Annotated in this window: 4 protein-coding genes; all 4 read left to right on the plus strand. The window is 72.3% G+C overall.

Translation table 11 applies throughout. The features are described 5' to 3' along the window. Positions 1-304: 304 nt before the first annotated feature. The 4 genes from Pta02_RS28935 (at position 305) to Pta02_RS28950 (ending at position 5959) form a co-directional block, all read left to right on the plus strand. A complete protein-coding gene (locus Pta02_RS28935; RefSeq protein WP_203878129.1) occupies positions 305-736 on the plus strand; it encodes a pyridoxamine 5'-phosphate oxidase family protein in 432 nt (143 codons plus the stop codon). A gap of 101 nt (positions 737-837) precedes the next feature. Next, positions 838-1506, plus strand: a complete 669-nt coding sequence (locus Pta02_RS28940; protein ID WP_275423623.1) for a response regulator — start codon at positions 838-840, stop codon at positions 1504-1506. A gap of 83 nt (positions 1507-1589) precedes the next feature. After that, entirely contained in the window at positions 1590-2549 is a 960-nt protein-coding gene (locus Pta02_RS28945; protein WP_203878130.1) for a LysR family transcriptional regulator, read from the plus strand. 200 nt (positions 2550-2749) lie between these two features. Next, positions 2750-5959 carry a M20/M25/M40 family metallo-hydrolase gene (locus Pta02_RS28950; RefSeq protein ID WP_203878131.1) on the plus strand — a complete coding sequence of 1070 codons (3210 nt, stop codon included), beginning with the start codon at positions 2750-2752 and terminating at the stop codon, positions 5957-5959. The last annotated feature ends 41 nt before the right edge of the window (positions 5960-6000 follow it).

Below are 6000 nucleotides of genomic sequence, written 5' to 3' on the forward strand. Positions count from 1 at the left end.
GGGCCCGGGAGCGGCAAGCGGCGGAAGTCCCCGGCCGCGCGGGACCTACGTCCCGCCGCCGGTGAGCCGGCGGAACTCCGGATGTCCCCGGGGCCGGGCGTTGCGAGGATCCGGCGCCGAGGCCCTCCCCGGCGGGGACCGGGGTCCTCGCCTGCCCGGCCGCCGCGCGGGCCGGACGCCCGGCGGGTTAGAGTCGTCCCGCCCTGGGGAGATCCGGAAAACGACCCGGGTCACGGCTCTGCGCCGTCCCCGGGCGGACCGCGGGGTCCGCATCCGCCTTCCGCCTCGTCTGTTGGGAGAACCCATGACCGAGCACGCGTCCGTCCCGGAGAAGCTCGATCCGCAGGAGTGCCTGCGGCTGATCTCCCCCGGCGGCATCGGCCGGGTGGCCTTCAACGACCCCGGCGGGCCGGCGATCCTGCCGGTCAACTACGTCCTGCGGGACGACTCCGTGATCTTCCGCACCGCGGCCGGCGGCACGCTCGACGTGGGGCTGCGCACCGGTATGGCCGGGGTGGAGTTCAAGGTCGCCTTCGAGGTCGACCGGTTCGACGAGGCCGAGCACGCGGGCTGGAGCGTTGTCGTACGGGGCGGCGCCCACCTCGTCGCCTCCCCGGAGGAGCAGGCCGAGCTGGAGAAGGCGGAGGTCCACCCCTGGGCGGGCGGTGACCGCCACCTCTACGTCAAGGTCGCCGCGACCGAGGTCACCGGCCGCCGGGTCGGAAACGGCTCGTGACCCCGCCGGAAGCGGCGTCCCGTCCGCATCCGTGTTTTGATGGGGCGTCCGGAATCGGGCGGTCCGGCCGCCCACGGAGACGGTGAGGAGAGCACGGGAGTATGGGTGTGATTCGCGTGGTTCTCGTGGACGACCACGAGGTGGTACGGCGCGGCGTGGCCGCACTCCTGGACTCCGAGGACGACATCGAGGTCGTCGGCGAGGCCGGGACGGCCGAGTCGGCCGTGGCCAGGATCATCGCGCTGCAGCCGGACGTGGCGGTGCTGGACGTGCGCCTGCCCGACGGCAACGGCGTGGACGTCTGCCGGGAGGTGCGTTCGGCGCTGCCCGGCCTGGCCTGCCTGATGCTGACCTCCTTCGCCGACGACGACGCGCTGTTCGACTCGGTGATGGCCGGCGCCTCCGGCTATGTGCTCAAGCAGATCCACGGCTCGGACCTGGTCGGCGCCGTGCGCACCGTGGCCTCGGGTCAGTCCCTGCTGGACCCGCAGACCACCGCGGCCATGCTGGCGCGCCTGCGCGACCAGGAGAACAAGAAGGACCCGCTGGCGGCCCTGTCGGAGCAGGAGCGGCAGATCCTGGACCTGATCGGCGAGGGGCTGACCAACCGGCAGATCGGCGAGCGGATGTTCCTGGCCGAGAAGACGGTCAAGAACTACGTCTCCCACCTGCTGGCCAAGCTGGACATGCAGCGGCGCACCCAGGCCGCCGCCCTGGTGACCCGGCTCAAGGCCGAGAAGGGAGACCGGGGCGAGCGCCGTTCCTGGTGAGCGCGGCGGGCCTGTCCCGGCGGCCGGGACGGTCGCCGAAATTGGGCCTTATCGGAAAGAACCTTTACTAATAGTCTCCTGGTGTGGATCTAGAGGTTCGTCATCTACGGGCGATCTGCGCCATCGCCGAGGCGGGCAGCATCTCCAGGGCGGCGGTCGTCCTCAAGATGTCCCAGCCCGCCCTCGCCGCCCAGCTGCGGCGCATCGAGCGCATGTTCGGCGGCCCGCTGTTCGAGCGCGGGCGCGAGGGGGCCCGGCCCACCGAGCTCGGCGCGTGGGTGCTGGTCCGGTCGCGGTCGCTGCTGCCGGCCTTCGACGAGCTGCGGCGCGACGGCATGCGCTACGGGCATGCGGCCGACCGGCCCAGGATCAGGGTCGGCTGCATGTCCAGCCATCTGGCGATCAACGTCATCACCTGCCTGGGTGAGCTGTTCGCCGGCACCGACGTCGTCGCGCGCACCGAGGAGGCCATGGACCTGCTGCCCGGGCTGCTGGAGTCCCAGCGGCTGGAGCTGGCCACCCTCGGCGACTACCCCGGCCGCGAGCTCGTCCCGCCGCCCGGCGTGGCCTACGCGAACATCGCCGACGAGCCGATCTTCGTCGGGCTGGCCGAGTCCCATCCCCTGGCCGCCCGGCAGGAGATCGAGTTGCGGGACCTGGCCGAAGAGGACTGGGGGATGCACGCCCTGGCCGAGGCGGGGCACCGCGAGCACTTCTGGACGGCCTGCGCCCAGCGGGGATTCGAGCCGCGCGTGGCCTACTCCGCCGACCTCAGCCTCGCCCTGGACCTGATCGCCTCGGCCCGGTGCGTGGGCATGTTCCAGGCGACCAGCAAGGGATACGCCGGGATCGCCATCCGCCCGCTGGCCGGGACCCCGCTGCGGTTCCGGCACATGATCGGCTGGACCGAGCAGGGGCCGGTCGCCCTGCGCGCCTCCGCCCTGGTGGCGGCCGTCACCAGGGCCTACTGGGCCGAGGTACGCCAGGCGCCCGTCTACGCCGCCTGGCTGGACCGGCACGGCCCGCTGCCGCCCCTCGGCTGAGGCTCGGCCGGACCGTCCATACCGCCGCGTTATGGAATTTCGTGGGGTACTCGGCCGCGCGCTCCCGATGACAGCTTTGGTCCAGCCCAAACCGTCGGGGAACACCCGGCCGGGCGCGTCGTACGGCGCGCCCGGCCGAGTCTCCCCGGGCTCCTTGCATCCCTCAACCCCCCAAGGGACCTCGAGAGGAGTCACCCCGAGTGAACCCCAAGGCCAGGCTGGGCGTGGTCGCCGTACTGGCGGCCGTCGCCCTGACCACCACCTCGGTCGTGAGCGCCACAAGCGCCACCGCGACCCCGGCCGGCGCCGGTGCCGCGTTCACCGACCCGCCCTCCTTCGCCCCGCCGGACCCCGAAGCGCGCAGGCACGCTCTGGCCACCGCCGAGAGCGCCCTGGCCGTCGAGGCCGGCGACATCGCCAGAGGCGAGGACGACGTCTTCTCCCTGAAGAAGACGACCTCGGTCGGCGGCATGCAGTTCCTCACCTACGCCCGCACCTACCACGGAGTGCCCGTCTACGGCGGCGACGTGGTCGTCGCCACCGACAGGACGGGGCTCGGCGTCGCGGACGTCGGCACGGCCCAGACCACCGAGCTGGAACTCGACACCCGGACCAGGATCACCGCGGACCGGGCCGCGCTCAAGGCGCGCTCCCTGCTCACCACGGTGGAGAGCGTGACCACGCCCGAGCTGGTCGTGCACGCCCTCGGCGACACGCCGCGGATGGCCTGGGAGACGGTCGTCACCGGCCGGGCCAAGCGGGCCCCGAGCACCCTGCACGTCTACGTCGACGCGCTCGACGGCTCGGTGCTCAGCTCCTGGGACGCGGTCCGGCACGGGACCGGCCAGGGCTTCTACAACGGCAACGTGAGCATCACCACGTCGGGTTCCTACACGATGCGGGACACCACCCGCTCCGGCCTGGCGTGCGGCGGACAGAACGGCCAGCCGTACACCAAGACCACCGACTCCTGGGGCAACGGCCAGGGCACCAGCCTGGAGACCGCCTGCGTCGACGCGTTGTACGCGGCGCAGAAGGAATGGGACATGCTCCAGGAGTGGTTCGGCTACCGGGGCTTCACCGGTGAGGGCGGCGGCTTCCCCGCCCGGGTCGGGCTCAACGACGTCAACGCCTTCTGGAACGGGTCGTACACCAACTTCGGCCACAACCGGGCCGGCAACCAGCAGGCCACCCCGATGGACGTGGTCGGCCATGAGTACGGCCACGCCATCTTCGAGCACGCCGGCTCCGGCGGCGCCGGCGGCGGCAACGAGTCCGGCGGCCTCAACGAGTCCACCGGCGACATCTTCGGCGCCCTGCTCGAACACTACGCCGCCAACCCCAACGACCCGGCGGACTACCAGGTCGGCGAGGAGGTCAACCTGGTCGGGCAGGGCCCGATCCGCTACATGTACCGGCCGAGCACCAACGGCGACCCGGACTGCTACAGCTCCTCGATCCCCAACACCGAGGTGCACTCCGCGGCCGGGCCGCAGAACCACTGGTTCTACCTGCTGGCCGAGGGCACCAACCCGCCCGGCAAGCCGGCCAGCCCGACGTGCAACAACACGACCCTGACCGGCATCGGCGTCCAGAACGCCGGCCGGATCTACCTGGCCGGCCTGAACATGAAGACCAGCGGCAACCGGACCCACGCCCAGTCCCGCGCCCAGACGCTGGCCGCCGCCAGGACGCTGGACCCGACCTGCGCCCAGTTCAACGCGGTCAAGGCCGCCTGGAACGCGGTCAGCGTCCCGGCCGGGGCCAACGAGACCTGCACCCCGCAGGGCGGCGGCAACGACTACTCGGCCTCGATCAGCCCGGCCTCGGCCACCGTGCAACCGGGCCAGTCCGCCACCGCCACCATCAGCACTGCGGTGACCAGCGGAAACGCCCAGCCCATCACGCTGCGGGCCGGCACCCTGCCGGCGGGTGTGACCGCCTCCTTCAACCCGGCCGCGATCAGCTCCGGGCAGACCTCCCGGCTGACCCTGGCCACCACCTCCGCCACGCCGGTCGGCACACACGCCCTCACGTTCACCCTCGACGGCGCGGACGCCGACAAGCAGCTCGGCTTCAACCTCGTCGTCGGCGGCGGCCAGCCGGGCGGCCAGGCGCCGGACATCCCGGTCGCCAACGTCACCGCGCACCTCAACCAGTTCCAGTCGATCGCCTCCGGCAACGGCGGCACCCGGGTCTCCGGCGGCGCGGGTTACACCGCCTCGCTCACCTACCTCAAGGGCAAGCTGGACGCGGCCGGATTCCAGACCCGGACCCAGTCCTTCACCCTCGGCGGCCGGACCCACACCAACCTGATCGCCGACTGGCCGGGCGGCCCCGCGAACCAGACGGTGATGCTCGGCGCCCACCTGGACAGCGTGCAGGCCGGGCCGGGCATCAACGACAACGGCTCGGGCTCGGCCACTCTGCTCGAGGTCGCCCTCGCCCTGTCGGCGAACCGGCCCGCGCTCACCAGACACGTGCGCTTCGCGTGGTGGGCCGCCGAGGAGAGCGGCATGAACGGCTCGACCTACTACGTCCAGAACGGCGGAGCGTCCGGAGTCGAGGCCTACCTCAACTTCGACATGACCGCCTCCCCCAACCCCGGGTACTTCGTCTACGACGACGACCCGGTCATCGAAGGCCACTTCAAGGCCTTCTACGCCTCGATCAACGTCCCCACCGAGATCGAGACCCAGGGTGACGGCCGCAGCGACCACGCCCCGTTCAAGAACGCGGGCGTGCGGGTCGGCGGCGTGTTCACCGGAGCCGAGGGCGTCAAGTCCGCCGCCCAGGCGGCCAAGTGGGGCGGGAGCTCGGGCCAGCCCTTCGACCGCTGCTACCACTCCGCCTGCGACACCTCCGGCAACGTCAACGCCACCGCGCTCGACCGCAACGCCGACGGCGCCGCCTACGTCCTGTGGAAGCTCGCCGTCGGGGACACCCCGCCGCCGGTGGACGACTACGCGATGTCGGTGAGCCCGTCCTCGGCCACGGTCCAGCCCGGCGGATCCGCCTCCGCCACCCTGAACACCACGGTCACCTCCGGGAACGCGCAGAACGTCGCACTGAGCGCCACCGGCCTGCCCTCCGGGGCCACGGTGACCTTCAGCCCGGCGACGATCACCTCGGGGCAGTCCTCCGCGGTGACCGTCACCACCTCGGCGGGCACTCCCCCGGGGACCTACACCCTCGCCCTCAACGGTGACGGCGCCGCCGCCGACCGCTCGGCCGCCTTCACCCTCACCGTCGGCGGCGGTCAGGGCGGCACGACGTGGGAGCCCTGGAAGCCGTACGCCACGGGCGACGTGGTGACCTACAACGGGGTCGGCTACCGCTGCCTGCAGGGCCACACCTCGCTGCCCGGCTGGGAGCCGCCGAACGTCCCGGCGCTCTGGCAGCGGAACTGACCGCCCGGATGAGATAGCCGGTACGGCGGGCGGGCATGGCC

Origin of the sequence: Paraplanobispora takensis (genome assembly GCF_016863195.1) — a bacterium.
GTDB classification, from domain to species: Bacteria; Actinomycetota; Actinomycetes; order Streptosporangiales; family Streptosporangiaceae; genus Planobispora; species Planobispora takensis.

Coding starts and splice junctions, on each gene's coding strand:
- Pta02_RS28935 (WP_203878129.1), top strand. CDS start 305: ATGACCGAGCACGCGTCCGTCCCGGAGAAGCTCGATCCGCAGGAGTGC.
- Pta02_RS28940 (WP_275423623.1), top strand. CDS start 838: ATGGGTGTGATTCGCGTGGTTCTCGTGGACGACCACGAGGTGGTACGG.